At 57.2% G+C, this 26,868-nt stretch carries 25 protein-coding genes; 13 read left to right on the top strand and 12 right to left on the bottom strand.

Annotated features, from left to right (window positions below; genetic code table 11):
• Window positions 1–403: 403 nt before the first annotated feature.
• The 7 genes from C5Y96_RS13700 to C5Y96_RS13730 all read right to left on the bottom strand — a co-directional run bounded on the left by C5Y96_RS13700 (window position 404) and on the right by C5Y96_RS13730 (window position 9,388).
• A complete protein-coding gene (locus C5Y96_RS13700) occupies window positions 404–808 on the bottom strand; it encodes a hypothetical protein (RefSeq protein WP_105354222.1) in 405 nt (134 codons plus the stop codon).
• A gap of 101 nt (window positions 809–909) precedes the next feature.
• A complete protein-coding gene (locus tag C5Y96_RS13705; protein ID WP_105354224.1) occupies window positions 910–1,947 on the bottom strand; it encodes a DUF1559 domain-containing protein in 1,038 nt (345 codons plus the stop codon).
• A 560-nt stretch (window positions 1,948–2,507) separates the two neighbouring features.
• A complete protein-coding gene (locus tag C5Y96_RS13710; RefSeq protein ID WP_105354226.1) occupies window positions 2,508–2,954 on the bottom strand; it encodes a hypothetical protein in 447 nt (148 codons plus the stop codon).
• 87 nt (window positions 2,955–3,041) lie between these two features.
• Complete coding sequence (locus C5Y96_RS13715) at window positions 3,042–4,082, bottom strand: DUF1559 domain-containing protein (RefSeq protein WP_199188698.1); 1,041 nt, start codon at window positions 4,080–4,082, stop codon at window positions 3,042–3,044.
• A 614-nt stretch (window positions 4,083–4,696) separates the two neighbouring features.
• A complete protein-coding gene (locus tag C5Y96_RS13720; RefSeq protein ID WP_105354230.1) occupies window positions 4,697–5,143 on the bottom strand; it encodes a carboxypeptidase regulatory-like domain-containing protein in 447 nt (148 codons plus the stop codon).
• Window positions 5,144–5,233: 90 nt separating this feature from the next.
• Window positions 5,234–6,277: a DUF1559 domain-containing protein gene (locus C5Y96_RS13725; RefSeq protein WP_233198953.1), complete on the bottom strand. Its 1,044-nt coding sequence runs from the start codon at window positions 6,275–6,277 to the stop codon at window positions 5,234–5,236.
• Between the two features lie 393 nt (window positions 6,278–6,670).
• Window positions 6,671–9,388 carry a PQQ-dependent sugar dehydrogenase gene (locus tag C5Y96_RS13730; RefSeq protein WP_105354232.1) on the bottom strand — a complete coding sequence of 906 codons (2,718 nt, stop codon included), beginning with the start codon at window positions 9,386–9,388 and terminating at the stop codon, window positions 6,671–6,673.
• Window positions 9,389–9,655: 267 nt separating this feature from the next.
• On the opposite strand from C5Y96_RS13730, the gene C5Y96_RS13735 reads away from it, so the two are divergent.
• A complete protein-coding gene (locus C5Y96_RS13735; RefSeq protein ID WP_105354234.1) occupies window positions 9,656–11,047 on the top strand; it encodes a sulfatase in 1,392 nt (463 codons plus the stop codon).
• A gap of 181 nt (window positions 11,048–11,228) precedes the next feature.
• A complete protein-coding gene (locus C5Y96_RS13740) occupies window positions 11,229–11,633 on the top strand; it encodes a DUF4259 domain-containing protein (RefSeq protein ID WP_105354236.1) in 405 nt (134 codons plus the stop codon).
• On the opposite strand, the gene C5Y96_RS13745 is transcribed toward C5Y96_RS13740, so the two are convergent.
• The gene (locus C5Y96_RS13745; RefSeq protein WP_105354238.1) at window positions 11,630–12,511 is read right to left on the bottom strand and encodes a M28 family peptidase; all 882 of its coding nucleotides are present in this window, start codon (window positions 12,509–12,511) and stop codon (window positions 11,630–11,632) included. The genes C5Y96_RS13740 and C5Y96_RS13745 overlap by 4 nt on opposite strands.
• 224 nt (window positions 12,512–12,735) lie before the next feature.
• On the opposite strand from C5Y96_RS13745, the gene C5Y96_RS13750 reads away from it, so the two are divergent.
• Both C5Y96_RS13750 and C5Y96_RS13755 read left to right on the top strand, forming a co-directional pair.
• Window positions 12,736–14,070: a PQQ-binding-like beta-propeller repeat protein gene (locus C5Y96_RS13750; protein ID WP_105354240.1), complete on the top strand. Its 1,335-nt coding sequence runs from the start codon at window positions 12,736–12,738 to the stop codon at window positions 14,068–14,070.
• Window positions 14,071–14,256: 186 nt separating this feature from the next.
• Complete coding sequence (locus C5Y96_RS13755; protein ID WP_105354242.1) at window positions 14,257–14,601, top strand: hypothetical protein; 345 nt, start codon at window positions 14,257–14,259, stop codon at window positions 14,599–14,601.
• Here the strand turns inward: C5Y96_RS13755 and C5Y96_RS13760 are convergent.
• Entirely contained in the window at window positions 14,598–15,065 is a 468-nt protein-coding gene (locus C5Y96_RS13760) for a carboxypeptidase-like regulatory domain-containing protein (RefSeq protein ID WP_114322182.1), read from the bottom strand. The genes C5Y96_RS13755 and C5Y96_RS13760 overlap by 4 nt on opposite strands.
• A 36-nt stretch (window positions 15,066–15,101) precedes the next feature.
• Window positions 15,102–16,094, bottom strand: coding sequence for a DUF1559 domain-containing protein (locus C5Y96_RS13765; protein ID WP_105354246.1), 993 nt, complete (start codon window positions 16,092–16,094; stop codon window positions 15,102–15,104).
• 421 nt (window positions 16,095–16,515) lie between these two features.
• Between C5Y96_RS13765 and C5Y96_RS13770 the strand changes: the two genes are divergently transcribed.
• From C5Y96_RS13770 to C5Y96_RS13805, 8 genes are all read left to right on the top strand, one after another.
• A complete protein-coding gene (locus C5Y96_RS13770) occupies window positions 16,516–18,000 on the top strand; it encodes a SulP family inorganic anion transporter (protein WP_105354248.1) in 1,485 nt (494 codons plus the stop codon).
• 85 nt (window positions 18,001–18,085) lie between these two features.
• Window positions 18,086–19,246 carry a serine hydrolase domain-containing protein gene (locus C5Y96_RS13775; protein WP_105354250.1) on the top strand — a complete coding sequence of 387 codons (1,161 nt, stop codon included), beginning with the start codon at window positions 18,086–18,088 and terminating at the stop codon, window positions 19,244–19,246.
• Window positions 19,206–20,081: a DUF2306 domain-containing protein gene (locus C5Y96_RS13780; protein ID WP_105354252.1), complete on the top strand. Its 876-nt coding sequence runs from the start codon at window positions 19,206–19,208 to the stop codon at window positions 20,079–20,081. The genes C5Y96_RS13775 and C5Y96_RS13780 overlap by 41 nt, the downstream gene beginning before the upstream one ends.
• A 2-nt stretch (window positions 20,082–20,083) precedes the next feature.
• Entirely contained in the window at window positions 20,084–21,127 is a 1,044-nt protein-coding gene (locus tag C5Y96_RS13785; RefSeq protein WP_105354254.1) for a DUF1559 domain-containing protein, read from the top strand.
• Window positions 21,117–22,196, top strand: coding sequence for a DUF1559 domain-containing protein (locus C5Y96_RS13790; RefSeq protein WP_158261225.1), 1,080 nt, complete (start codon window positions 21,117–21,119; stop codon window positions 22,194–22,196). Before C5Y96_RS13785 ends, C5Y96_RS13790 begins: the two co-directional genes overlap by 11 nt.
• On the top strand, window positions 22,177–23,250 hold the full coding sequence (locus C5Y96_RS13795; RefSeq protein ID WP_158261226.1) for a DUF1559 domain-containing protein: 1,074 nt from the start codon (window positions 22,177–22,179) through the stop codon (window positions 23,248–23,250). The genes C5Y96_RS13790 and C5Y96_RS13795 overlap by 20 nt, the downstream gene beginning before the upstream one ends.
• Before the next feature lie 16 nt (window positions 23,251–23,266).
• The gene (locus tag C5Y96_RS13800; RefSeq protein ID WP_105354267.1) at window positions 23,267–24,304 is read left to right on the top strand and encodes a DUF1559 domain-containing protein; all 1,038 of its coding nucleotides are present in this window, start codon (window positions 23,267–23,269) and stop codon (window positions 24,302–24,304) included.
• Window positions 24,305–24,321: 17 nt separating this feature from the next.
• A complete protein-coding gene (locus C5Y96_RS13805; protein WP_105354269.1) occupies window positions 24,322–25,350 on the top strand; it encodes a DUF1559 domain-containing protein in 1,029 nt (342 codons plus the stop codon).
• 17 nt (window positions 25,351–25,367) lie between these two features.
• On the opposite strand, the gene C5Y96_RS13810 is transcribed toward C5Y96_RS13805, so the two are convergent.
• Window positions 25,368–25,712, bottom strand: a complete 345-nt coding sequence (locus C5Y96_RS13810; protein ID WP_105354271.1) for a hypothetical protein — start codon at window positions 25,710–25,712, stop codon at window positions 25,368–25,370.
• A gap of 169 nt (window positions 25,713–25,881) precedes the next feature.
• Here C5Y96_RS13810 and C5Y96_RS13815 point away from each other — a divergent pair, with 169 nt between their 5' ends.
• Entirely contained in the window at window positions 25,882–26,187 is a 306-nt protein-coding gene (locus tag C5Y96_RS13815; protein WP_105354274.1) for a hypothetical protein, read from the top strand.
• 16 nt (window positions 26,188–26,203) lie between these two features.
• On the opposite strand, the gene C5Y96_RS27380 is transcribed toward C5Y96_RS13815, so the two are convergent.
• Window positions 26,204–26,868, bottom strand: a 665-nt coding sequence (locus C5Y96_RS27380) for a hypothetical protein (RefSeq protein ID WP_158261227.1), incomplete at its 5' end; no start/stop codon positions are given.

Consider the following 26,868-nt stretch of genomic DNA (forward strand, 5'->3'; position numbering starts at 1 on the left):
AAGTCTAGCGTGGTGGGGGTATATCTCAATTCGAATTTGCATGTCTGGCGTAAAGTCGTGCCAGGTGGTTCTGAGGAGACGATGCTTCATCGGGATCTAGCGATTGGATAAGTATGCTCGTGAACGTAGTGGCAGCTTTTCAGGTCTGAGAACTGTTGCATGAAGGGAGCGACGGTGAATCGCATCACACCCACTTCGCAGAAGCTAACAAGCTACATTGTTCAAGGAGAAGTAACCTGCCGTAAAAGATAGTGAGCCATTCAAGACACTCGTGGCCAGCGTTCTTCTCTTCATGTCTTCTTCCGTCACCTTAACTGGCGCATGAAAAAACCCGACTTGCAGCCAAGCCGGGCTAAGTCCACGTTGATCTCACGTCAGGCCATCACGACCCAACCAGAATTGGCTATTTAACCAGTTCGATCGCTAACGTGTTGCTTCCCTCGTTGACCGTAATGGTGGTCTCTTTGGGGGACATGCCTGCCAAGGCGTGGGTCGGCAGCGATTCGCCTGGCTTCAGGTTCTCGGGGATGGGGACCGGAGGTGGAGCAAATGAAAGTCGACCGGCACCCTTGGTCAGGCCGTCACCTTCTTTGTAAGTGGTCCACGTAACGGTCCCGTCGCTGTTGATTTTACCAGAGCCCGGCTTGCCGCCAGCTTCCGGAGTGAAGGTTAATGTGCCTTCGGTGACGGGGCTTCCCTTGCTGGTAACGGTTGCCGAAACGGGTGCGAGTTCACCACTCTTCGAATCACAGCCACATATGCCCAGTAGGAACAGAGCCGCAACGGTAAGTACATCAAGTCTAATCATAGCCTTAGCAGATCCATGGCTGAGGGGAGGTTGTTGGACGTTCAGGCCGTGCTGATCCGTGGGATGCAGCACGGCGACTGGATGACTAAATCGAGAAGCGACTACGGCAGTTCAAACGCAACGCCGTCGTTACGCGATCCCATGGCACGATAGACGCTCATCTGAACCGTTTCAGGGCAGAAGTGGACCGAACCGTCGGTGAACAGGAACAAGGCACCGCCTGGGTGCTGGCTACCAAAGCTCATGTCCGATTCGTCTGTGGCATCTCGACGATTGAGGAACATGTTGGTGTCCATGATTCGCAGGTTGGCTGCAATCGAACGACCATTGCAACCACCGCCATTTCCGCCTGAGAAGATTGGGTAGCGCGAGCTGTTCAAAGCGGTAATCGTCACGGTGTTGGTCACAGTAACTTCCCCAATGGCGACCGTGTTACTGAGACCGTCGGTGATTTCCGCGAAGGTCGTCATGTAAGTGGTGTCGTTCTGGTTGTCAAAACGGATAACACCATTCTGATTGCTGGCGCTGTAACGAGCACAACCGTAGTCGGTGTACTCCCAGCCCATGTTGCCGATGTAGTTCGACTTGGGATTACCTTCGTCGTCTTGCACCGGCAGGATGTCCGATGGGCAGAGGTAGCCATCAACAACGGCGCTCGATTGACGAAGGAGCGTAGCGACTTGGGCATTGGGGTCACCGCTGCCTGGCCGATTGCGCGACCAGACACCGCAGCCGTCAATGTTGGAACCGCTGGTGCACGGTGGATTAGGTAGCGTGTGTCGACCACCGCGGGTCACGATTACAGGTCGGCTGCTGCCAGAGGAAACGGCCAAGACTTGGTCGTAAAGATTGCCCTGTTCCAACTGGGGAAGGATATAAAAACCCCAGCCGAAGCTGTCGTTGTCGTCATCTGCCTGGCCAACGGGAAGTGCCCCGTAGGTATCGTGAAAATTGTGCAGCGCCAGGCCAAGCTGCTTGAGATTGTTGCTGCACTGCATGCGGCGAGCGGCTTCACGTGCCTGCTGAACGGCCGGCAGCAAAAGGGCAATCAAAACCCCAATAATTGCGATGACAACCAACAGTTCAACGAGCGTAAAAGCTTTCGATCGCCGCAGACCCATTGCAAGAGGCTTATGCATGGATGAGGTTCCTTGATAAAGAGGCAAACAGAGAAATAGGAATAATGGATAACGTGAAGAGTTAGAGCTGTTTGTGGGGAAAAGGAGTGCATCGGGGCACAAATCGCCACAAATCTCAGTTCAGAGGGGAGGCACCCTCTACTGTGTTTATCGTTAACGCCACACCCCAGTGCAAGTCTAAATAAAGAGGAAATAATTAAATGATATGACATCCTGCAGAGGGCGTCGTAGCTATAGGGGGTGTAGAGAAATATATCTCAAGCAAAATGTGTTTGCGATTTGCGAAGCAGGGTCAGATCATCGCATGGCGGCCACACCAGAGCAGGCCGATCCAATGCGCCAAAACCGCAGGCATATGAATCTGTCGCTGTGCGATATTGAGGATTGTTACGCATTCGGAAGGTGCACCAACCGAGCGAGATTCAGCGGTACTCTGGGACAAGAAGGATGGCCAGGGGGCAGATAGAATTGCAGCGTTGTGCGTTGAGAGCTACGCCAGGAAGTGCAACGACATCTGCGTCGTTGCACTTCAGCGTGAAGTGTTGTCATCGACAACTCGACTATTCAGATAAGTCGATATCAAAAGTGTTATCGCCGCCGTCGGTTACCTCGAATTCGAGTTGCGACGAATCGGTGGACATGTACTTCTTGGGCAGCATGTCCTTATTTACGAAAGCTGGCTCACCGGCGTGCTCGCCATCCTTCTGGACACCTTGTTCTACGGACACCAGCTTTCGCACGGTGACTTTGAATTTGCCTGGCATAGCCCCGTCGCCGGTCTCGAAGGTCGACAAGATAAAGGTACCGTCTGCTTCCGACTTGGCGCTGGCGACTTTGCCTTCCGGGGCGGCGGGAAGGAACTGGATGGTAGCTCCCTCGACAGGTTGCCCTTTCAAGGTCAGCTTACCTTTGGCAGCAGATGTGGGGGGATTCTGATTGCCAGCCCCGCACCCCAACATGAACAGGCAAACCGCCGCCGCACTAATCAACAGAACTCGATTGTTCATTCTGCTTTTACTCTCAGGTTAGATCGATTAAAGACAAACGTCCGACCCAAAGGGCCGGACGTTTGTCGGATGTCTTAAAACCAGTGACTATTCGTTGACAACTTCACCGCCATTGCGACTTCCCAAGGCACCCCAAACGCCATAAGGGGATTGTCCGCTGGTGAAATTGAAGCTCGATCCCTGGTTGCCGGTGTTGATGGTCTCCGAAATAAATCGAACCGAACCATCACCCATGGCCGCCATCACACCACCTGGGTGCAGGCTGCTCGCACCGGACAGCGAATAGCCTCCATCGTGGATGTTCCCGCTGCTGCCGTCACCGGTGCAGCTGACGCTGTTAGGTGGAGCCGCGGCAAAGAAGCCTGCATACGGCGAACGACCGTCCGCCCAACGAGCTTCCTCGATCTGTCCAGCCCATGTCCCAGTCAGGGCGGCGGTACAAGTCGATGGCGAACTGTTGGCGTCCAAGGTGACCTGGGCGTAGGCTCCTTGCATTGGGCGTGCATTGGATGCATAGGCAATCCGCTCCGAGAAGGCCATCGTGTTCGATAGGCCGTCGGTGACCGAAGCGAAATTCATTTTGTTCTGGACCTGGTTGTTGGTGATCTTGCCCTTCTGGAACATACCGCGGGTATTTTCCATGGCACCGTCAATTGTCACCATGCGGTCGCCCAGGCACATCATGTAATTCTTCGAGGTCTTCTGTGAGTACCGGAAAGTTGCCGGAGGCACCGAGGTTGGGCAGGTAAAACCATCGAAGCTGAGATCGTTAAACATCGCTACGTCATCCCAAGGGTTTGGCCCCAAGTTGGATGTGATCTGTTCGTAGCTGTTGTTTTGTTCGAGGAACGGCAGCAACGAGACAAAGCCACTACGACGTGCACTGTGGCCACCGCCAATATCACGCAGTGGAGGCATGTACCCGTAGGTGTCGTGGTGATTGTGCAACGAAAGCCCCAACTGCTTCATGTTATTCGAGCATTGCATGCGGCGTGCCGCCTCACGTGCCTGTTGAACGGCCGGCAGCAAAAGGGCGATCAGAACACCAATAATGGCGATGACAACAAGCAGTTCGACGAGCGTAAAAGCTTTCTGTCGACCAAAACTCATTGAAAGGGGCTTATGCATGTACGAGGTTCCTTGAAAAGAGATCGCGGGGCGAAATAACGATAATGAATAAAAGGAAACATGTGAGCTAAAAGAAGTGTAGCGGATTGCTAAGCACCACAAATGCTCACCGAGAGGGGACGCATCTATCTTCCGTTATCATTAAGGGGATATAAGGGGACAAGTGGAAATAAATCTAGTGTGTCAAAAATCTTACGACATGCCGCTAGAGAGTGCATGCCTATGGGGGGGCGAAAGAAATATAGCTCAATCAAATTGTGATTGCGCAGCATGGACGGTGGCGCAATAGATTGAAAATAAGTGCCACCTATGGCCTATTCAATGACGACCAGCTACTCATTGACCTAGTCGAGGTTTGGCCATTCAGGCAATTACTTTCGCACCTGAAGAGAACGTCATGCTATCGGGATTCAAGAGCCCCCTTTTGGCTCTTTTTCGGCGAAATCGAGGTGGAATTCCTCTCGATATACCCGAGGTTAAACATCATCAAAATCCCCTTCCAGTTGAACTTGGTGGACCGGCAAGCCTGGTCACGATTAAGGATCGTTGCTGGAAGGAAATGGTTACGGATATTGTCGTGGCAGAGTCCTTCGCGCTACGCAAAGACACGGCAATCAGTCTGTCAAATCGATATCGTACGTGTTATCGCCGCCGGCAGTCACTTCGAACTCTAGTGGCGAATTGTCGCTGGACACGTACTTCTTGGGCAGCATGTCCTTGTTCACAAAAGCGGGCTCGCCGGCGTGCTCGCCGTCTTGCTGGACTCCTTGTTCAACCGAAACCAATTTCCGCACGCTGACTTTGTACTTCCCTGGCATGGCACCGTCACCGGTCTCGAAAGTCGACAGGGCATAAGTCCCGTCGGCACTCGATGTGGCATTGGCGACTTTGGCTTCAGGATCGCTTGGTTGAAACTTGATTGTCGCGCCTTCCACGGCTTCCCCCTTATACGTCACCTTGCCAGTTACAGGGGACGTGGGGGGATTGGAGCTACCGGCATCGCATCCCATGACCAGCAGGCAAACTGCTGTCGTGCAGATGGCAAGAACATGCTTGTTCATTCGGCTTCCTTCCTCGGTCAAATTGCTCAGTGGAAAGAACGTCCGACCAGGAAACGGTCGGACGTTGTCTGATAGGTTCAGCAGCGGCGTCTAGTCGAGGGTGACCGGCTCGCCACCATTACGACTGGCCATCGCGCCCCAAACACCGTACGGGGATTGCCCGCTGGTGAAATTGAAGCTTGCGCCCTGGTTGCCGGTGTTGATGGTTTCAGAGACAAATCGAACCGAACCGTCCCCCATGGCTGCCAAAACACCGCCAGGATGCAGGCTACTTGCACCAGGCAAAGCGAAGCTTCCATCGTGGATATTTCCGCTGCTACCATCGCCGGTGCAGCTGACGCTGTTGGGCGGAGCGGACGCAAAGAAACCAGCGTATGGCGAACGTCCGTCATTCCAGCGCGACTCTTCGATTTGACCTGCCCAAGTACCCGTCAAAGCTGCCGTGCAATCCGAAGGCGAACTGTTGCCATCCAGCGTGACTTGAGCAAAAGCACCCTGCTCAGGGCGAGCGTTGGATGCGTAGGAAATCCGCTCGGAGAAAGCCATCGTGTTCGATAGTCCGTCGGTCACCGAGGCGAAATTCAACTTGTTCTGAACCTGGTTATTGCTGACCTTGCCTCTTTGGAACATGCCGCGGGTCGTCTGCATCGGGCCGTCTCGATTGACCATCCGATCTCCCAAGCACATCTGATAGTTCTTCGCGACCTTTTGTTGGTGGCGATAGGTGGCCGGCGGTACCGACGATGGGCAGGTAAAACCGTCGAAACTGAAATCGTTCCAATAGGATTTGTTATCCCAAGGGTTCGGCCCTAAATCGGCCGTGATCTGTTCGTAGGAGTTATTCTGTTCGAGGAACGGTAACAGCAGGATAAAACCATTACGACGTGCACTATGACCACCGCCGATATCTCGCATGGATGGCATGTACCCGTACGTATCGTGATGATTGTGCAACGAGAGCCCCAGTTGCTTCAAATTGTTCGAGCACTGCATGCGGCGAGCGGCTTCGCGTGCTTGTTGCACGGCGGGCAGCAGAAGGGCAATGAGCACACCAATAATGGCGATAACCACCAACAATTCGACCAGCGTAAACGCCTTTGGTCGTCGTAGTCCCATAGCAAGAGGCTGTTGCATGGACGAGGTTCCTTGATCAAAGAAAATGAGAATCGCAAAAGAGACAAGAGATGAGATAGAAGAGGCCGATAAGCTGTGCGTAAAGAGCGCAATGGGGCACCCGACGCCACAATTGCTTACTTTGAGAAGGTTAGTTCTCTGGTAAAGGTTATTGTTAAGCCAGCCCTAGAGTGCAAGTATAAACAAGCTGAAAAATGATAAATATTAAAATGGCATCCCCTGGAGCCATAGATATAGGGGGAATGGAGAAATATTTCTCAATGAAAACATGCTTTAGACTAGGCATATCGAGGGGCGTAGTGTGCGGTTGCGGTGTCACTCATCGCCCATTCCAGTGGATAGACGATGAACGAACGCAGTTACAGCGTGACAAGCGTAGCGGTGTTGAGATGGCTACTTGCTGGCCGAGAATGTCACGCTGTCGAGGTTCATGAGACCACCTTGCCGCTCCTGGTTGAGAAACACGATGTAAACATCGTGCCGGCCGGCTTGGGGCTCGACGGGGGTTGTGACGTCGTGAAAGGCATCCCAGCTGCCGTTCACTTCAACCGGGGCCGAGGCGATCACCGGACCGTCCAGGGTGTCTAGGCGTGCTTCGATCCGTCCGCCTGAGCCGGCGGAGGTCACGCGAAAGATCAGGCTCGCCACGCGGTCCAGTGGGATCTGATTGAAGCGTGCGAAATTGTTGTGGTTGATCGCGCCCAGGAACTTGCCATCGGAAGCGGTGTGCCCGCCCAGCGTTCGCGGGCCGCTGATCTCGTCGGCGGCTTCCGCTTCGATCTTCCGCTGACGCAAGAAGACCTTTGCCGTGCCCACCAGCGGAGGAATCTCGCCGGCACCCAGGTCGCGATAGCTGGCCTCAAGCTGAACGTAGCCTGCCTTCTCGACTTCGGCGTCGGTTAGTTCGATGTTTCCGACGAAGCCATCGAACACGCGTACCGCATTGTCTTTCTCCAGCGAGTAGACCCACGTCACCATGTCTCGAATCTCCTCGACCGAGTGCTGCGAGTGGGGCAGCATCGGGACCTTCCCCCACACGCCGGCCGAGCCTTCGCGGACACGCTTCACCGAAGCTTCCAGGGACTCTGGCACGCCGCGGTACTTCTCGGCGACTTTCAGGAAAGGAGGGCCGACACGTAGCGAGTCGACCGCATGGCAGTTGAAGCAGTCACTCTTCTTCATCAGCTTCAAGCCGACCGGGTCGTTGTCGCTGGCATCCCCCTCTGGTCCGCGCGGAATGCTGCCGGTGCCCAGGGTCATGTTCAGTGCCGTACGGCGTGGTGCTTCCAGGTCGATTTCCGCGGCACCTGTTTCGTCCGCTTCTTCAAAGTCGGAGGTGCCGTCTTCGATGTCGCTGACCTTCAGTTGATAGCGAATCGCCGCCAGCGAGTCGAAGAAGTCGCCATCCCGCGGTGAAACGAACGAGACCGTTGGTCGGGCGTTGCCCACGATCACCGGCACCGAGGCCACCGCTTGGGCACCTTGCGGATCGGTTACTTTCAGCTCGACATTGAATACGCCTGCTTCCTTGAACGTTACCAGTGGGTTGGCTTCGTTGGAAAGGAGCTTGGGCGTGGGCTTTTCTTCCCCGGCACGATAGGCGTACCAGGCATACTGCAGATCGTCCCCATCCTTGTCGCGTGTACCCTCGCTGGAAAGCTTCACGGCCAGCGGCTGTTTGCCGGTGTTGTTTTCTGCGGAGGCGATCGCACTGGGGGCTCGATTGCCGCGGACGTAATCGATACGAACGAGCTTCGCGTCGTCGTTCACGCCCCAGGTTTCGCCATATTCCAGCATATATAGCGCCCCGTCAGGGCTGAACTGCATATCGACAGGTCGGGTGAACTTGTGATCGGGCATGAACGGCTCGAGCGATTCGATTTCCGAGTCGCCGGTCAGATGCACGGCCAGAATCCAGTGGCGCGACCATTCATAGACAAACACACAGCGGCTGAAATGAGGCGGAAACTTTGTCGCGCTGGGGTTGGCTGCGTCGAAATCGTACGATGGACCGGCACATGCGGTTCGCCCGCCGGTGCCCACTTCCGGGAACTTCTCGAACGGAGCTCCTGGGTAATAGATGAACGCCGCAGTAGCCGGTGGCAGCTCGCGAGCACCAGTGTTGTTGGGGGATTCGTTGATCGGTTTGGCAGGGTCGAACTTCGCGCCGATCTTCTCGGTGGTGAAGTCGACGTCGTGGTAGGCCTGGTTGTCGGCGATGAAATAGGGCCAACCGAAGTTGCCCGCCTTCTTGGCCTGGTTGATTTCGTCATAACCTCGCGGGCCACGCGGGCCATCGCTGCCGGCATCGGGGCCCACTTCACCCCAGTACAGGTAACCGGTCTTCTGATCGACACTGATTCGCCACGGATTGCGGCAGCCCATCACGTAGATTTCAGGGTGCCCCTGCGAGCCATCCTTGGGGAACAGATTGCCGTCCGGTACTTCGTACGTTCCGTCGGCCAAGGGGCGAATCCGCAGCACTTTGCCGTTGTAACTATTGGTGTTGGCTGAAGATTTTTGAGCATCCCATGGAAACTTGTCGGCGCGTTCGTCGATGGGGGCATAGCCGTGCGAATCGCCATGCGGATGGGTGTTGTCGCCGGTGCCAATGAACAAACAGCCATCGGGGCCGAACTCAAGCGAGCCAGCATGATGGCAGCATTGTAGACGCTGCTCTTCGTACTTCAGCAGGACCTTCTCGCTGGCCATATCCAGCTTGCCATCCACCAGTGTGAAACGGCTCACGTGCTGCCCCGAGAACTCTGGCGGCGAATACTGCAGATAAATCCAGTGGTTGTCTTCGAACTTGGGATCGAGTGCCAGGCCGATCAGGCCATTCTCTTGGGCGGTAGTGACAACCACCTCGCCGACCAGTTCGGTTTGACGTGTGGCGGGATCGTAAGCTTTGAGTTGCCCTTGGATCTCGATGTAAAACACCCGCCCATCCGGGGCGACGGCCAGTTCCATCGGCTGCTTGAGCTGCGTTACCAGCGTGGTCACTTCCAATCGCGAGGGATCGAACGCCGGTTCTTCCGCGGAAAGAATACCCAGGGGAGCGAGCACGGTGCCCAGGCACAGAAGCAGGCATTTCAGCTTGGAAGAAGGCATCGCGGCTTTCCTGAAGAAGTCGATCACGAAGGGGATAGTGGCAGGCAGGGGGGAAGGATAATGGGGGAACAAGGCTGGCAAATTCGCCTGGGAAGCCCTTTTTTGACTTCCGACCGTGTTCGCTACACGATAGTTGGGAAGGCAAACGTCGTCTACCTCAGGTCGTTTTGTCGGCCGAGCCTGGCTATCCCCTGGTTTTCATCGCCAGAAAAGATGAGACGATACTTTTCCTACCCTGCCATGACCCAGCCCGCTGAAAGGTTACACATGTTCCGCCCTGCCCCGTTGGTTGTTGCCCTGCTCGCGTGCCTATCGACTTCATTGGAAGCGGCCTCGAAGCCCAATGTGGTCGTCCTGCTGGCCGACGACCTGGGATACCAGGATGTCGGCTGTTACGACGGGCCGGTTCAGACCCCCGCGATCGATGCCCTGGCGACAGGCGGAACTCGGTTTCAGGCTTTCTACTCAGGCTGTGCGGTATGCTCCCCTTCCCGGGCAACGCTTCTCACGGGGCGGCATCACATTCGTGCCGGCGTCTATAGCTGGATTCATGATGAATCCCAGCGGTCGCACTTGCTTCTGCGCGAAAACACTTTGGCCGAAGTCCTGCGGCAAGAGGGTTACGCCACCGCGCATATCGGCAAGTGGCATTTGGGTTTGCCCGGCAACAAGTACAACAAGCCGACGCCTGACCAGCATGGCTTCGACTACTGGCTGGCGACCTCGAATAACGCCGAGCCCAGCCATAAGAATCCCCACAACTTTATTCGCAACGGCAAGCCGGTCGGCAAGCAGGAGGGTTACTCGTGTCAGTTGGTCGTCGACGAAGCGATCGACTGGCTCGATCACCACCGCGACGCCAAGAAGCCATTCTTTCTAAACGTGTGGTTCCATGAACCCCACGCCCCGATTGCCGCCCCAGATGATATCGTTGCGAAGTACGGTAAAACGAAAGACAACGCCGCAATCTATTCCGGCACGATCGACAACACGAACCTGGCGATCGAGCGTCTGGTAGCCAAGCTGCACAAGATTGATAAGCCTGAGAACACACTCATCGTTTACGCTTCCGACAACGGCAGCTATCGCGACGATCGCACCGGCGGCTTGCGTGGTAAGAAAGGGGTCAACTGGGAAGGGGGAATTCGCGTTCCTGGTATCTTCTACTGGCCCGGTACCATCGAGGCAGGCCAGGTCATCACCGCCGAAACGCCGGCCGGGATCGTCGATATCTTTCCCACCGTGTGCGGCCTTTTGGGGATCGAGCCTCCGCCAGAGCGGCACCTGGATGGAAGCAACCTGACACCGCTGCTTACCCCAGCTACGGACAAGTTTATCCGGCATCAACCGATGTTCTGGCATCTGCAACGGTCGAAGCCAATTGTCGCCATGCGCGACGGGCGATTCAGTTTGGTAGCTGAGCGCGACTACGAGATGAGTACCGACAATATGTTCCAGGAAAAATGGATTCCCCTGATCAAGACCGGAACCTATACCAACTATCAGTTGTTTGATCTGGTAGACGATCCGCAGCAGAAGCATGATCTGGCGAAGGAAAAGCCCGAGTTGCTGGCCAGGCTGAAGGGGAAGTTGCTGGAGATCAACAACAGCATCATGGCCGATGGTGCTGACTGGCACCTCCCTGCTGAGGGGCGATAGTTGGTTATGTGCCCCTCCCCCTTCAGGTCCCCTCCTTGCAGGTGTACTCCAGCATAAAGTATTTCCAAAGTCTTCGGGAATTGTAATTATTTTCTTCGGAACTCCTTTAGCTATTGTGTGATGCCACGAGAGATCGTATTTTGTGGGGAAGGTCCAGTTTACGAATGGGGATTCTGCTTGCATGGGTGCTTGGGGGCACGAAATCTTCGACAACGACGCCGCTTGCGATTGGCTGGATAGCCTGCTCGTGCGCGACGATCTTTCGTCCATCGAGTTAGCGCTCGATAAGGTGAACCAGTCTGCGGACAGCATCGATACGGCCACCGCCAGTGCGGCGTTGGCGGCTTGTGAAACGCTGGCTCGTTTGCGTGGAAGACCAGGTCTGCACGAGGCCTCGCTCGACCAGCTCAAGCACTGGACAGACCACCATAACCATCTCGATACCGATCACCTCGTTCCGTTGGCGATGCAGACGCTCGCCCGGATCCAAGCGGATGATTGCCAGCTCAAACAGCAGTGGCAACAATCCGAAAACTTCGAGAAGTGGGTGGCCACCGTAGAAGATGTTGCGCGTCGAATCGGCTAACCGGCCAGTTTCTTTACGGCGCTGGCAACCCCTCGCGTGACCTCGCTCATCGCGTCGTAGTCCAGCGTGTCTGGCGTATCGCTCGGCTGATGATAATTCGCGTTTCGCAGAAAGCTGGTGTCGGTCAGCATGAGCGCCGGATAACCGGCATCCCAGAACGAACTGTTATCGCTCCGGCGAATCTCTTCGATCTTCTCTGGCAAGCAGATCGAAAACAGTTTCAAGCGAGAAGCCTTCTTGAACCCGCGCCGAAACGCCCACGAGAGTTGCCACGAACTTAAGTTGCCGATGGCCGCCAGGAAGTTGCCCCGCTTGGGAAACAGCCAGTGCAGAAACTTAGGTATCGAACTAGGTACCGACTGCGAGCCAGGATCGTCGCGAAAGTAGCCCACCATCTCCAGGCACAGCATCGCGATCTTCTCGCCCCGCTGACGGGCCTGTTGGGCATGATGCTGACTCCCCATCGAGCCTAGGCTCATGTAGGGGGATTCTTCACAAGCAAACGCGACAAAGCGAATGGTTCTGCGTGGCGTCACTTCCTTCAGCAGCCGACCGACCTCCAGCAATACGGCCACAGCCGAAGCGTTGTCGTCGGCCCCCGGCGTGGTGGCAACGGTATCGTAATGAGCTCCCAAGACAATCACCTCGTTGGCCGACGTGCCGGGGATCTCCACCACCAGGTTCGTAGCCGGTCCGTCCGAGGACGCGTAAGTCTCTTCACGAACCTCGTAGCCCATCTCATTCCACTGGCTGGTCAGATAGCCGATCGTCGCCGAAATCGACTCAGGCCTGGCCAGAATACGAGGGCCAATCTGGCCTGACAGCCGATCGACATGCGCGTGAAGTCTTTCGCGGATCGGTGAGTGGTCGAATGTCATGTTTGCTCGTAAGGCCAATGCGTTCCGTTGGCTTGATTATATGAAAAGCAGGAAATCGCTTGCCAGTGTTGTTGTGTCGCGGAAAGGGCAATGCCTTCCATCTGAGTGTGCGAGCGTAATCCACTACGGATTTGTAGCGAAGGAGTTTGCAATCCGTTACGTTGAGTATCTCCGTCCGTACTATGCTTCTCCACCTGACTGCTTCCCCATCCCCGAGGTGAGCTATGCACCGTCTCTTTGCCCTTCCGTTTCGAGCATTGTCTCTTGCGACTTCGCTTCTTCTGATCGGGACCTCTTGCGATGCTCAGTCGCCGCAGGAACCGTCGTCCCTTGCTGCGGTAGAGAACGTCGCCTCGTCGGAGGGTGCCTGGCCCCGTTTCCGTGGGCCGAACGGCATGGGGACCTCGCCAGCCGTTGGTTTGCCGCTGACCTGGAGCGAAGCGGAGAACATTGTTTGGAAAACAGAACTTCCAGGCTCGGGAGCATCCAGTCCCGTCACCTACGGCGACCATATCTACCTGACCAGCTACACCGGCTACCTGGTTCCCGGTGAATCGAAAGGAAGCCTGGATAACTTGCAGCGACATGTGCTGGCGTTGGATCGCCGTTCCGGCAAGATTGTTTGGAACAAAACCGTGGCGGCCAAGCTTCCCGAGGAAGAGAACATTCGCGATCACGGCTACGCCGCCAATACGTGTGTCGCGGATAGCAGCGGCGTGGTGGCGTTTCTCGGTAAGTCAGGCGTGATCGCTTACGATCACCAGGGAAACGAAAAATGGCAAGCGGATGTGGGCAGCAAGACCAACGGCTGGGGAACCGCCGCATCTCCGCTGCTGTACGAAAACCTGGTCATTATCAACGCCAGTATCGAAAGTGAGTCACTCGTCGCACTCGACCGGGAAACAGGCGAACAGCGCTGGCAAGCTGGTGGAATTCGAGAAGCGTGGAACACGCCCATCCTGGTTACCGCTGATTCAGGCCGGAAGGAATTGGTCGTCGCGCGGCACGGCGACATCATGGCATTTGATCCCGCCACCGGCGATCCGTTATGGACGTGTAAGACCGATATCAGCTGGTACATGGTGCCCACTGGCGTCGCGGCCGATGGGGTTGTCTATTTCGTGGGTGGTCGTTCTGGTACGGCTGCGCTTGCGGTTCGCGCCGGGGGGAGCGGCGACGTTACCGATACGCATCGATTGTGGACCAGCAAAGCAGGCACCAACGTTCCGTCGCCGATCTATCACGAGGGGCATCTCTACTACATCGATTACAACGGCAGTATTGCTTACTGTGCCGATGCAAAGACAGGCGAGGTGGTTTACCAGGAACGGCTCGGCCGGTTCGATCAGGTCTACGCTTCGCCCGTGATGGCTGAGGGGCGGATCTACTACATCGCTCGCAACGGTACCACGTTGGTCGTTGCCGCGAAAACGGAGTTCGAACAACTGGCCCGCAACGAGCTTTCCGATGGAACCCGCTTCGACGCCAGTCCCGCGATCGACGGCAATCGGATCCTAATTCGTAGCGGCAAATTCCTTTACTGCATCGGAATTGAGTAACAACCTTCGTACGTCAACGCGAAGCGTACAGATTCTCAGACGTGCTTCTCTTCACGAAAAATTAACACATAGAACAGGGAAAGATCTTTCTCGATTAGCTCGGGAAATCAGCAGAGTTTTGTGAAGGTTGGAGTATAATGATGTGAACTTCCAACATGCTGTTTTCTAAGTCAGCGAATCTCTTCCATGAAAGCCATCGTCCTACAGACTCTCGACGGCACTCAGCATATCGGCTTCATTCTCTGCGCGATTCCGCCGGGTGACATTGAAGGGGATTGCATGTTCTCGATCGTGCCTGATAGTGCCGAGCTGCTGGAAGATCCTGAAATCGTGCAGTTGCTGGATCGTCGCGATCAGGGAGAGAGCCAGGTCGAGCTCTCGGAAGATAGTCGCTCGATCTTGATTCGATCGCACCGCCTGGAAAATATGTTCGTCCAGTTCGAGTCCGATGGCGCAGGGCACTGGGGTTACGTTCGCTCAGGCGAACGCGTCGCTGTCGGTCAGGCAACGACCGTCAGTTCGTATCGCTAACGCCCCGATTTCAGGTCGATCTGTACCGGCTCCATGTTCGCGGTCACTTCCACTTTCAAGTCGGTGGTTGCCGGGGACGAATACTTCATCGGCGTCAGAAACTTGACGGCCTGTTCGATGTTGCCCATCACCTGCTCTTCTCCTCCGTCCGTGCCTTCTTCAACCGGGGCGGCTTCGGCTTTACGACGGGCATCGAGCTTGACGACGGTCACCTTGTATTCGCCCGGAGGAACACCGTCGCCAGCAACGTACGAAGCCAGCGTGAAGTGACCCTGGGCGTCGGTTTGCCCCGAGCAGGGACGACCCCCTTCGGCCGGAACGAAGCTGATCGCGGCCCCATCCAGCGGCTTGCCATCAAGCGTTACCGTTCCTTCGACCGGCAGCATTCCACTGCCTGAGCATCCCAGCAAAATGCCCAGGCAAATAGTGATCGACAACATCAGCGCATTAGTTCGCTTGTGCATGATTCTTTAACCGAACGGCAGGAGCTATGAGGTGGGTTAGTTCAAGTTGATGGGCTGGCCGTCGTCGCGCTGACCGAGACGCTGGTAGGCGTCGTGGTCGATCGTTTCAGCGCGAAAGGCCACCGAACCGTCCCCATGCACGAACTGGGCACCGCCAGGGTGCAGCGAACGAAATCCGAACTCGAGATTCCAATTGCACTTCGCATAGCACGTGTCGCCGCCGGGGGCATCGGCCGGATCGTGGCAGGTGTCGGTGTTGATCGGAATCAACGTATTCACCAGGCCGCTACCGTTATTCGAGTTCGCCCAGCCATTGCGAGCATGCGTCGAGCAGTCCGAACGAACTTCGCCAAAGTAGATCGTGTTCGAGAGCCCGTCGGTCGTTTCGCTGAACTTGCCGCAGTATCGATTGCCACCCCGAGTGAACGGGCCGGCTGGATTGTCTTGATTATGCGAGTTGTCGATCTTGAACCCATTGAAGACGGCACCCTGGGCACACGAGCAACTCGGATTGCCGGTGCTGCCAACGCCGGAAGGGCCGTAGTTGGCCGAGTAGTTATGGGCGGCGTTGTTTGTGCCGGGGATCTTGCCGCCGTGCGTGTCGCTGGGGCATTGGTACGCTTCGATGATCACCTCGCGGACACGGATGGTGTTTGCAGGGCTATCGGCCCACTGATCGTGAACGTGCGAGCCGCTGGTGAAGTCGATCTGATCGTGCAGTGCCGATTGTTCGATGAACGGCAACAAACACGTAAACACACCACCGCGAGACGGGTTCGGCGAAGGAGGTGCCGGCGAAGCCCACGGCATATCATGGGCCCACAGCCCGCCTGGGGGCAGCGACTGGAACGTATCGTGGTAGTTGTGCAGGGCCAGGCCAAGCTGTTTCAGGTGGTTGCTGCACGTCATACGCCGAGCCGCTTCGCGCGCTTGCTGAACGGCCGGCAAAAGGAGGGCAATCAGGACGCCAATAATTGCAATGACGACCAAGAGCTCCACGAGCGTGAAACCGCGATTCACATTCTTCATGGGGGTTCTCAGGGAAAAAGAACATGGGATGAAAAGAGGAGGCTAAAGTCTAGCGTGTTTATATCCCTTTTTAAAGTGTTTCTTATGGCATGAAATGTGTCCTTTGCTACACAACGCCGCGGCAATACGAGCTTTTCGCAGATTTGAACTTACGCCTGAAAAGTGCTTGTGGTAACATGGTTTCCGTACATGTTGCTAATAGGCTCGATAAAGGCAGTTAAACCGGTGTAGCTATTCTCTCTCAGCGTGAAGTTTGCCCTCCCTGACATGCCCTGAATGTGGATGATTTTCGCATCACGCCGGCAAAACTCTCTCTCCGTCGCTGAATCACACCGCGCTGTTGCCCTTCTATCCCTACCGGATCTGGCGGAAACGCCTTCCCCCGATCCCTACCAAAACAAACGTCTGGAAACACAACGAGATGCAAAAGCCTGAACCTCTGCGTCAACAATGGTTTGGAAACATTCCCAAAGATCTACTAGCAGGGCTGGTCGTGGCCTTGGCTCTGATTCCCGAAGCGATCGCGTTTTCGATTATCGCCGGGGTCGACCCGAAGGTCGGTCTGTACGCTTCGTTTTGTATCGCCGCGGTCAGTGCGTTTGTCGGCGGTCGGCCGGGGATGATCTCGGCCGCGACCGGGGCGATGGCCCTGGTCATGGTCACGCTGGTGAAAGAGCACGGCCTGCAGTATCTGCTCGCCGCGACCATTCTGACCGGCATCCTGCAGATCGCCGCTGGCTACTTCAAGCTGGGTGTCTTGATGCGATTTGTTTCCAAGTCGGTGATCACCGGGTTTGTGAATGCCCTGGCCATCCTGATCTTCATGGCCCAACTGCCGGAACTGATCGGGGTACCGTGGATGGTCTACCCGATGGTGGCCGCCGGGCTGGCGATCATCTACTTGTTCCCCTACCTGACCAAAGCCGTCCCTTCGCCGCTGATCGCGATCTGCGTGCTGACGGTGGTCTCGATCACGTGCGGCTTCCAAATCCGCACCGTGGGGGACATGGGGCAATTGCCCGATAGCCTGCCGGTGTTCCTCTTGCCGGAAATTCCGTGGACGTTGGAAACGCTGCAGATCATCTTCCCTGTGTCGGTAACCTTGGCCGTGGTGGGTCTTCTGGAATCGCTGATGACCGCGTCGATCGTCGACGAGATGACCGACACTCACAGCGACAAGAACCAGGAATGCGTCGGCCAAGGGTGCGCCAACATCGTCGCTGGCTTCCTGGGTGGCATGGCCGGCTGTGCGATGATCGGGCAATCGGTCATCAACGTAAAGTCGGGCGGGCGTGGCCGTCTGTCGACCCTCTGTGCCGGCGTCTTTCTGTTGATCCTGATTGTCTTCCTGGGGGAGTACGTCTCGATGATTCCGATGGCCGCGCTTGTCTCGGTGATGATCATGGTTTCGATCGGTACGTTCAAATGGGAATCGCTGAAGAACCTGGTCCTGCATCCCAAAAGCTCCAGCGCCGTTATGGTCAGCACGGTGGTCGTGGTGGTTGCCACGCATGACCTGGCCCAAGGGGTGCTGGTTGGCGTGCTGATGTCCGGCTTCTTCTTCGCCCACAAGGTAGGTCAGATTCTCGACGTCGAAGGGGAACTGAGCGAATGCCAAACCGGTAGAACGTACTGCGTGAAAGGACAGATCTTCTTCGCCTCGGCCGATCGCTTCGTCAATTCGTTCGACTACCAGGAGAAGCTCGACAAGGTCCACATCGACGTCAGCGCCGCCCACTTCTGGGATATCACCGCGGTCGGTGCGCTCGACAAGGTGATCGTGAAGTACCGCCAGAAAGAGATCGAAGTCGAACTGATCGGCCTGAACGAAGCCAGCGCCCTGATGATCGACCGCTTCGCCGTCCACGATAAGCCCGACGCCGCCAACCAACTGGCCGGGCACTAATAATCGTTGCCGAGACTTTCAGCCCCTGCGCATCGTAAGCTATAGTTCACGATGCACTGGGGCTTTTTCGCTTTTGGGGATCGATATGCAACGTCTTTGGATCTTGGCTGGTAGTTTGCTTGCGCTGTTCAACGCTACGTTGGTTTCTCCTTGCCTGGCCCAGTGGCCAGCCAATCAGGCTGCCCTGTCCGATCAAGTCCAGCAGCTGCTCAAAGACAATGCCATCCCCGGTGCCGTGGTCCTCATGCGGCAGGGAGACAACCAGTGGCTGGCCGCGTTTGGGGTGGCCGACCTGCAGACGAAGCAGCCGATGCAGACCGATATGGCGTTTCGTGTCGGCTCGAACACCAAGACAATGACCGGCACCGTCATTCTTCAGCTTGTGCAAGAAGGCAAACTGAAGCTCGACGACAAGGTCTCGCAGTTCTTTCAGGATGTCCCGCAAGGCGACCAGATCACCATCGCCGACCTGCTCGAGATGCGGAGCGGCATCAACACCTACAGCGAACTGAAGTCGTTCAATCGCACGCTCGACCAGCAGCCCGATAAAATCTTCACGCCCGAGCAGCTGATCAAGCTCGGCACCGAGCAGCCTGCCATGTTCAAGCCAGGCTCTGAGTACTTCTATTCGAACACCAACTACGTGATGCTCGGCGTGCTGATCGAGCGGCTCACCGGCAAGTCGCTCGAAGAAGCGTTCCAAGAGCGAATCTTCCAGCCGCTGAACATGACCCGTTCGCTTATGCCGGCCGAAGACGACAACAAGCTGCCCGATCCGTTTGCCCGTGGCTATCTGTTCGGCACCAACGAGAACCCCGAGCTATCGCCGGAAGACCAACAGAAAGCACTCGCTGGCAAGCTGCCGCCGACCGATGTCACCAACACGAATCCTTCCTGGGCCTGGGCAGCTGGCGGGGCGATCTCGACTGCCACCGATCTGGCCGCCTATGTCGAAGCCCTGGTCACCGGTGGCCTACTGGATGACAAGATGCAAGCCAAACGTCTGGCAAGCATTCGCTCGAATAACCCTGCCGCACCCAATGCGACCGGTTACGGCCTGGGTATTGCGAAGCTGGGACCGATGCTGGGTCACGATGGTTCGCTACCAGGCTACCAGTCGTTCATGGGGCACGATCCCCAAGCAGGGCTCACCCTGATCGTGCTGGCGAACCTGCAAGAGGTGCCCGAAGGGGAAGGCGCGGCGAATGTTATCGCCAAAGCCCTACTGGGAGTACCGGCCGACTAACGCCGACATTCTGATCGACTCCCACGGCGACTTCGGTTATCCTCCAGGGGTGGGCCACGCATACCACTCGCGTGGCCACGCTCGTCTTAAAGCTTATCGGATAACCTCGTCAGGAGGGCGGCACCCTGCCGCTGGAATCGTGAAGGCGCACGGCTCGTCAGCACGTACTCGAACACTCAAAGCGCTCGCGGCGGCTACCGTCGTGCTGCTGCTGGGCAAGGTGCTCGTTTCGATCGTCGCCGAGTACGTGAACTATTTCCCGCCGAACTTCGACGCGGTCTTTCTGATAGGGCGGGAAGAGTCGTTCCGCGGCATCTACCCGCCGGCGTTCTTCGTGCACATCATCACCTCGCCAATCGCCATCCTGCTGGCCGCTTACTTGATGGTCAGCGGTAAACGCAAATCGCACGGCACCTGGCACCGGCGTCTGGGTAAGGCTCAGCTCTTTCTCGTGCTGGGGCTGGTCGCCCCCAGTGGCTTCATCATGGCGTTCTGGGCCTTCAGTGGGCCTATCGCCGGCGTCGGTTTCGGCCTGCAAGCGATTGCCACCGCGGTAACGGTCAGCGTTGCGGCCAGGTACGCGATGCAGCGGAACTTCCCCGTCCATCAGCGCTGGGCGACCCATTGCTTTCTGCTGCTGGTCGCTCCCCTGCTCTTTCGCATTGTGGCTGGCATCTTGATCGTCACCGATATGGAAAGCTTCGCCGCGTATCAAGCCAATGCCTGGCTTAGCTGGATCGTGCCGATGGCCGCCTACGAACTAGACCGCTGGCGAAAGCGGCGGAAAGCGGAACGCAAGAAGCAACCCCACGACATGCAACTGCAAGAGGCCTAGTCATGCGCGACCAAACCAAGCGACGCCGCGGCTACTCGCTAAGAATCCTGCTGGTGGTGATCGCGATCATCGCGGCCGTGCTGGCTTTTCTCCTTCCGCTCTTACAACGCGCTCGCGAAGCTTCCCGGCGGTTGCAGTGTTCCAATAACTTCAAGCAGATCACACTCGCGATGCACAACTATCACGACACCTTTGATGTGTTCCCTGCAGCGATGGGCGGTACTGGCGTTGGCGGCAACGAGAACCGGTTGAACGCTTTGGTCGCGTTCATCCCGTTCATAGAGAGCAATTCGATAACCGATCAGATCCAAGCTGGCTCATTCGGAACACCTCCAGGCGGTCCGGCACCGTGGGATAAGACGTACCCGCCGTGGCAGTATGATGCGGCTGCCTACCGATGTCCTTCTGCTGTATACGAAGCGAGGGACTACAAGCCAGCAAATTATGCGTTTAGTGTTGGGGACGTCACACGTGATCTTCATCAGTTGCCGAAACCACGAGGCGCGTTCGCTCCTGGTCTGTTGACAACCTTTGCCGACTTTACAGACGGAAACGCGAACACGATCGCCATGGCCGAAATTGGTACGGACTACCGACGCCAGGTGCAAGGTCAATACGCGGTCAATCTACCCGAAACCATTCTCGCCGATCCCGGCATCTGCTGGCGGACGGTCGACCGTGGGAAAAAGTATTACTTGAAAAACGTCCGGCTGCACGATCGGGGGCGCGGTTACAACTGGGCCGACGGTGGTGCCGGGCCAGGCCTGGTCAATACGATCTTGCCCCCCAATAGCCCCAGCTGCGCAGTCGGCGGGCTGGAAGCGGTCGACGGGGTATACTCGGCCGGAAGTCAGCACCCCGGCGGGTGCAATGTTGCCTTGTGTGATGGAAGCGTACGTTTCATTTCGGAAGAGATCGACGCCGGTAATTCGGCGGCAGCACCACCAACCCACGAAGACTACGCCGAACAAACGTTCGCCAGTCCGTACGGTGTGTGGGGAGCATTGGGGACCATCGCCGGAGAGGAGCCAATCGGTGACTATTAATCGCAACGACCCAGCACGATCGAACCGCCGCGGCTTCACGCTGAAGGAGCTATTCGTCGTCACGTTTATCATCGCGTTGTTTCTTTGTCTTTGCGTCCTTCCGTTGGGTCGCCGGGGCGGTGGCCGTGAGGCGGCTCGGCGGATGCAGTGCACCAACAATATGAAGCAACTCGTCCTCGCGCTGCACAACTACCACGATACGTATGGCCGCTTTCCCACGGCCATGGGGGGCACTGGGTTGGGTGGGAACGAGAATCGTTTGAATGCGTTGGTGCCGCTGCTCCCCTTTCTGGAGAGTTCGCCCTTCTACGATCAGATTTATTCCGGTTCGTACGGAGCACCACCCGGCGGACCGGCACCGTGGGATACGACATTCCCGCCGTGGCAACAGCATATCGAGGTTTTCGTATGTCCTTCCGCCTACTACGAAGGGAAGGACTACCAGGGGACCAACTATGCGTTTTGCGTGGGAGATGTGACCCGCGATATTCATCAGCTCAGCAAGCCACGCGGCGCGTTCGCCCCGGGGTTGTACGTCAAGTTGAGTGACATCACGGATGGCACTTCCTATACGATCGCCATGGCCGAGATCGGCACCGCCTACGGTCGCCAGGTGCAAGGGCAGTACGCAACAAACCTGCCAGCCACCATACTGGACGACCCAGGCATCTGCTGGCGAACGGTCGACAGTGGAAAGAAGTACTACTCAGGCAAGGTCGGCCTGCACGAATTTGGCCGCGGTTACAACTGGGTTGACGGGGGTGCCGGGCCTGGGCTGTTCAACACGATTCTGCCCCCCAATAGCCCCAGCTGTGCCGTCGGTGGTCTGGAAGCGGTCGACGGCGTGTACTCGGCCGGAGGGCATCACCCAGGCGGATGTATCGTCGCGTTTACCGATGGATCGGTGCAGTTCGTTTCCGAAGAAGTCGACGTCGGGGACACAGCCCAAGCACCACCGACGATTGAAAACTATGCCACCGATGCATTGGCCAGCCCATACGGTGTGTGGGGTGCGTTCGGGACGATTAACGGGGGAGAGGAGGTCGACCGTGACGATCTCTGGAAATAGCCGCGCTGCGCGAGCAATTCGCCGCGGCTACTCGCTACGAATCCTGCTGGTCGTGATCGCGATCATCGCGGCCGTGCTGGCGATACTCCTTCCGGCTGTACAACGCGCTCGCGAGGATGCTCGGCGAATGCAGTGCATGGGGCATCTTAAAGGGTTGATCCTCGCGGTGCATAACTTTCACGATATGTTCGGCCAGTTGCCCTCGGCGATGGGGGGCACAGTCGGAGTTGCCAACCAGGGGCGGCTTAGTGGGCTGGTCGATCTGCTGCCGATGAACGAACAATCGGCGTTGTACGAAGTAATCCAGCGCGGAAATGTCACCGGCGGCATTTCCCCAGGCGGAGTCGTACCGTGGGACAAGACCTACCCGCCGTGGCAAGTCCGTCAGGAGTTGTTGGAGTGCCCGACGGCCGACTATCCCCACAACGGTTTCCAGCCAACCAACTACGCGTTTTGCATTGGGGATGTCGCGGCGGATATCCATCAGTTGCCCAAGCTGCGCGGCGCGTTCGCCCCGGGGCTGAATGGTCGGTTCAAAGAAATCACCGACGGGCTGTCCAACACGATCGCGTTTGCCGAGATCGGTACGGCCCAGCAGAGGGCCGTGCCGGGGCAATACGTGGTCGACCTGCCGGACAACATCTTGACCGATCCGGCGATTGCCCTGCGTACGCTGCACAGCAACCAACGCGACTATCGCAGTGATACGGCGCTTAGTCAACGTGGCCGCGGCTATCACTGGGCCGATGGTGCTGCCGGCCCAGGCTTGGTCAACACGATCCTGCCACCGAACAGCCCCAGCTGCGCGGTCGGTGGGAAGGAAGCGGTCGACGGGATTTACTCTGCCGGAAGTTATCACCCCGCTGGCTTGAACGTGGCATTCTGCGACGGTAGCGTCATGCGGATCACCAGCGATGTCGACTGCGGCGACTCGACTGCCACGCCACCCACGGCCCAAGACTACGCCGATCAAAAGCTCGCCAGCCCTTTCGGCATCTGGGGTGCCCTCGGCTCGATCAACGGTGGAGAGGAGATCTTCGAGGATTTGCATTAAGCGAGGTTCCTGATTCATGCGTTATGCGTTCACAATCAAAGAACTGCTGGTGGTGATGTTCATCATCTCGGCGAGCCTGTTTATTCTTGCGCCAGCGATATATGACGGGCATCGTCCCGCTCGGCGAATACAGTGCCAGAATAACCTCAAACAGTTGATCCTGGCGATGCACAATTATCACGACACCTTCGGGCACTTTCCTTCGGCCATGTCTGGCACCGGTACCGGAGGGAACGAAGGACGCCGCAGTGGCATGGTCGATCTGCTGCCGATGATGGAGTATCCGCACCTGTACGATGAGATCATGCAGGGAGATCCATCCACAGGCATTCCGCCAGGGGGACCGGTCCCGTGGGATCGCAACTACAAGCCGTGGCAAACACGAGTCTATTGTTTGCAGTGCCCTGCTTCCCTGGCGGATACGCCTGACTTTCAGGCCACCAACTATGCGTTTTGCATCGGGGATGTCGCGGTCGATATTCATCAGCTGCCGCAGCTACGTGGGGCGTTCGCTCCTGGTTTGACGTCGACGTTCAGGGACTTCACCGACGGAACGGCCAACAGCATTGCGCTTGCCGAGATGGGGACCATTCGCGATCGCGATGTGCCGGGGCAGTATGCGATCGATCTTCCCCCGAACGTGCTCAACGATCCGGCGATCGCCCTGCGAATGGTTAACAGCAACCAGTTGACCTATCGCAGTGAAGTGGCGCTGCACAAATATGGCCGCGGCTACAACTGGGCCGACGGGGCCGCCGGACCAGGCCTGGTCAATACGATACTGTCCCCCAATGGCCCCAGCTGTGCGGTCGGCGGCAGTGGGGCGGTCGATGGGATTTACTCGGCCGGTAGTTATCATCCCGGTGGTGTGCAAGTCGGGATGTGCGATGGGAGTGCTCGCTTCATCACCGATAAAATCGACTGCGGCAACACGTCGGCGGCACCACCAAAGGCGGACGATTACGCCGGGAAAGAGCTCGCCAGCCCGTTTGGGGTGTGGGGAGCACTGGGGACGATCAACGGTGGCGAACTAGTCAACAACGACGATTACTAACACGAAAGGCCCTTGCCATGAAATGCAAGACTTCGAAAGCCACGCGAAGGGGGTTCACGCTAGTCGAGTTGTTCGTCGTGATTGGTATCATCGGGCTGCTGATCGCCTTGCTGCTGCCAGCCACGCGGACCTCGCGCGAAGCAGCCCGGCGGGTGCAGTGCAGCAATCAGTTGAAGCAGATCGGCCTGGGCCTGCATAACTATCACGAGACGTTCGAGACGCTACCCAGCTGCACCAGCGCCGACAGCGCCGAGCCAACCGGCATCACCGAAAGCAGCAACCGCCGCAGTGGCTTGATTACGCTATTGCCGTACCTCGAACATAGCGCGCTGTATGACACGATCATGGCTCCGCTGGCCGCTGGTGGTCAAACCTATCCCGCGCTGGGGCCTGATCCGTGGGTCGATACGTACGAGCCATGGAAGACGCAGCTTGATGGTCTCAATTGTCCATCCGATCCCGCCGACCCCGACCTGCCGCTGGGGCCGACCAGCTATCTCTTCTGCGTTGGGGATACGACCAGCGTTTACTACCCCGGCCAGACGCAGCGCGGCGTGTTTTCGCCTGGGCGTCGGATTCGCCTACGTGACGTGAAGGATGGCACCTCGAACACGGTGATGCTGGGGGAGGCATCCATTGGCATGCCGGTGAGTGCCCAAACGCCCCAGCAACTGGCCAATCCAGAGCTATGTGGGGTTGTCGCGAGTGAGATCGAATTCTCTGAGCGAACAACGCACACACGCGGTTATAGCTGGGCCGATGGCGCGGCAGGCCCGGCGATGTTCAATACCATTTTGCCACCCAATCGCGCGAACTGCGGTTTGAATGGAACCGAAGCAGTGGACGGCATCTATAGTCTTTCGAGTTTTCATAGCAGTGGAGTCCAGGTGGTCTTCGCCGATGGTTCGGTGCAGTTCATTCCCGATGACATCGACACCGGCGACTTGAGCCTGGCCTCGCTGCCGGCGACCTCGCTGCAGGCAAGTCCTTACGGCGTGTGGGGCGCGATGGGAAGTATTGCCGGTGGGGAAGTGCCCAAGTTTTGATGTATAAAATCACGCTCCTAGTCGCTGGCACGCTTTTCGAGATCCGTTTCTTCGTCGGTCGAGTTCACGGGTATCTTCCGCATGGCGAGTCCCCCGATGCCAACGGCAATGCCAGTCCAGATGGCACCCAGGGCGGATGCTCCGATCAATAGCACGCCGATGAACATGCTGCCCAGGCTGCCTGCCAACCAGACGATCCCCAGGACATCGGTCTCCCTTTCATAGCCGTCGAAAAATCCAATCACGCCGGCCGGAAACCAGAAGGGAGAGACCAGGGCCACGATGCCTGCCAACAGTCCAACGGCACACAGGCCCTGGGCGGTGATCAAAACCCACCAGGGAAAACGCGACGACGATTCCATAGAACGAACCTTCGAGGAGGGGGTAGCAGTCTCGTAATTGTCCACGGAAAGAGTCGCGTGAGACAAGCGAAAACTAGTCAGCCAGCTCTCAGAAATCGTTGGATGGCACGGACCTGCGGGGTGTTTTACAATCGCCAAAGATGCTCGTTTTCCCCAGAAGGAGTTCCTTATGTGGCTTTACGTCTTGCCGCTTGGTGCCGCACTGGTAGGTGGGCTAGTGCTTGCCTGCCGCGCTTACTATAGCGGCAGGGTGGCCTATTCCTCCCAAGCAACCCGCAGCGAGAAGAACCTGCGGCACATGATTACCTTGGTGGTCTTCTCGTCGGGGCTTCTGTTTGGTTATGGCATGAACACCTGGGGCGCGATGAGCGACGAAGGCTTCATCGCCTACATCTGGCTGATGAGCATGGTGTTTTTGGGCCGCTCGATCTTCATCGAACTGGGAATCCGCCGCGTTAACGCGGATGTCGATTGACCGCTGGTCCCACGGCCTACTTCAGCTGTTCCAATTGCGTCAGCAGCGACTCGATGGCTTCGTGCCCTTCGCGGTTTTGGCGAATCACCAGCAGGTTGCGATCGCGGATGACGGCCAGGTTGGCCTTGCCGCCTTGTTCGCTCCACGATTCAGGGGAGATCACTTTGGTGATCACTTTCGCGGCACCGACGGCATCGAGTTGATTCAGCTTGTAAATCCGGTTCGACAGCCGCAGGTTGGCTTCGTCGTACGAAGTAATCACCAGGGCACCCCCGGCGATGTACCACCCCAGGTTGTGCTGCCTGGTCATCTGGTCGAGTGCGACCGGCAGCGAGAGGGACTCGATGTTCACCGTGATCGTTAATTCGGGATCAATTCCACTGCTGTCCAGCTCGGCTCGGTTGACCAGAATGGGTATATCGTGCAGGTTCTGTAAATACTCAACCACGTCTTGCAGCGGCGTTTCGACAAACTGCAACTTGGTCTCTTCGTGAAGATGGGCTGCGACCTTCTGGCTGGCCTCGGCATCGGGACCGGTCCAGATCACTAGCATGTGGCCGTTTTCTGCCGGGGCGGCCCGGTAGGCATTGATCCCATCTTGGGCAGCGGGGGCCACCATTTCAAAACCGCCCATGCTGGGGGCACCCATTCCCCCACCCATCATTTCTCCGCCGCCAAAGC

This window comes from Blastopirellula marina, from assembly GCF_002967715.1.
In the GTDB taxonomy this organism is placed as follows: domain Bacteria; phylum Planctomycetota; class Planctomycetia; order Pirellulales; family Pirellulaceae; genus Bremerella; species Bremerella marina_B.

Excerpts from the sequence above, each read along its gene's own strand:
- C5Y96_RS13720 (WP_105354230.1), bottom strand. The coding sequence starts at position 5,143 with ATGAACAAGCATGTTCTTGCCATCTGCACGACAGCAGTTTGCCTGCTG.
- C5Y96_RS13805 (WP_105354269.1), top strand. The coding sequence starts at position 24,322 with ATGAAATGCAAGACTTCGAAAGCCACGCGAAGGGGGTTCACGCTAGTC.
- C5Y96_RS13800 (WP_105354267.1), top strand. The coding sequence starts at position 23,267 with ATGCGTTATGCGTTCACAATCAAAGAACTGCTGGTGGTGATGTTCATC.
- C5Y96_RS13765 (WP_105354246.1), bottom strand. The coding sequence starts at position 16,094 with ATGAAGAATGTGAATCGCGGTTTCACGCTCGTGGAGCTCTTGGTCGTC.
- C5Y96_RS13750 (WP_105354240.1), top strand. The coding sequence starts at position 12,736 with ATGCACCGTCTCTTTGCCCTTCCGTTTCGAGCATTGTCTCTTGCGACT.
- C5Y96_RS13810 (WP_105354271.1), bottom strand. The coding sequence starts at position 25,712 with ATGGAATCGTCGTCGCGTTTTCCCTGGTGGGTTTTGATCACCGCCCAG.
- C5Y96_RS13770 (WP_105354248.1), top strand. The coding sequence starts at position 16,516 with ATGCAAAAGCCTGAACCTCTGCGTCAACAATGGTTTGGAAACATTCCC.
- C5Y96_RS13735 (WP_105354234.1), top strand. The coding sequence starts at position 9,656 with ATGTTCCGCCCTGCCCCGTTGGTTGTTGCCCTGCTCGCGTGCCTATCG.
- C5Y96_RS13775 (WP_105354250.1), top strand. The coding sequence starts at position 18,086 with ATGCAACGTCTTTGGATCTTGGCTGGTAGTTTGCTTGCGCTGTTCAAC.
- C5Y96_RS13815 (WP_105354274.1), top strand. The coding sequence starts at position 25,882 with ATGTGGCTTTACGTCTTGCCGCTTGGTGCCGCACTGGTAGGTGGGCTA.
- C5Y96_RS13785 (WP_105354254.1), top strand. The coding sequence starts at position 20,084 with ATGCGCGACCAAACCAAGCGACGCCGCGGCTACTCGCTAAGAATCCTG.
- C5Y96_RS13760 (WP_114322182.1), bottom strand. The coding sequence starts at position 15,065 with ATGCACAAGCGAACTAATGCGCTGATGTTGTCGATCACTATTTGCCTG.
- C5Y96_RS13755 (WP_105354242.1), top strand. The coding sequence starts at position 14,257 with ATGAAAGCCATCGTCCTACAGACTCTCGACGGCACTCAGCATATCGGC.
- C5Y96_RS13700 (WP_105354222.1), bottom strand. The coding sequence starts at position 808 with ATGATTAGACTTGATGTACTTACCGTTGCGGCTCTGTTCCTACTGGGC.
- C5Y96_RS13780 (WP_105354252.1), top strand. The coding sequence starts at position 19,206 with ATGTTATCGCCAAAGCCCTACTGGGAGTACCGGCCGACTAACGCCGAC.
- C5Y96_RS13705 (WP_105354224.1), bottom strand. The coding sequence starts at position 1,947 with ATGCATAAGCCTCTTGCAATGGGTCTGCGGCGATCGAAAGCTTTTACG.
- C5Y96_RS13730 (WP_105354232.1), bottom strand. The coding sequence starts at position 9,388 with ATGCCTTCTTCCAAGCTGAAATGCCTGCTTCTGTGCCTGGGCACCGTG.
- C5Y96_RS13745 (WP_105354238.1), bottom strand. The coding sequence starts at position 12,511 with ATGACATTCGACCACTCACCGATCCGCGAAAGACTTCACGCGCATGTC.
- C5Y96_RS13715 (WP_199188698.1), bottom strand. The coding sequence starts at position 4,082 with ATGCATAAGCCCCTTTCAATGAGTTTTGGTCGACAGAAAGCTTTTACG.
- C5Y96_RS13725 (WP_233198953.1), bottom strand. The coding sequence starts at position 6,277 with ATGCAACAGCCTCTTGCTATGGGACTACGACGACCAAAGGCGTTTACG.
- C5Y96_RS13740 (WP_105354236.1), top strand. The coding sequence starts at position 11,229 with ATGGGTGCTTGGGGGCACGAAATCTTCGACAACGACGCCGCTTGCGAT.
- C5Y96_RS13710 (WP_105354226.1), bottom strand. The coding sequence starts at position 2,954 with ATGAACAATCGAGTTCTGTTGATTAGTGCGGCGGCGGTTTGCCTGTTC.